This window comes from Marinobacter sp. UBA2498 (genome assembly GCF_002341575.1).
Classification (GTDB): Bacteria; Pseudomonadota; Gammaproteobacteria; order Pseudomonadales; family Oleiphilaceae; genus Marinobacter; species Marinobacter manganoxydans.
In genome coordinates, this window is sequence record NZ_DDOI01000004.1 from 460 (window position 1) to 735 (window position 276).

The 276-nt window shown below is 58.0% G+C and carries 1 protein-coding gene; it reads right to left on the reverse strand.

Going from position 1 to position 276, the window contains the following annotated elements; genetic code table 11:
- On the reverse strand, positions 1 to 276 hold a 276-nt coding region (locus tag B2W52_RS00170), incomplete at both ends, for a SulP family inorganic anion transporter (RefSeq protein WP_286800948.1).

Sequence of the window (276 nt, forward strand, 5' to 3'; positions counted from 1 at the left end):
CCGAGCGCGAGACGAACCGCATCAGGCCGCCGAGCTTAAGGTAGCCAGCGGCAATCTGAAGAACACCGGTCAGCAGCGTCGCAGCAAGGAGATACTCGAGACCATGCTCTTTAACCAGTGTCACCATCAACAGGGCCATGGCGCCAGTGGCTGCCGAAATCATGCCGGGACGGCCACCCACGAAGGCAATGATCACCGCAATACAAAAAGAGGCGTAAAGACCCACTTTGGGATCGACACCGGCAATGATCGAGAAGGCAATGGCCTCCGGGATCA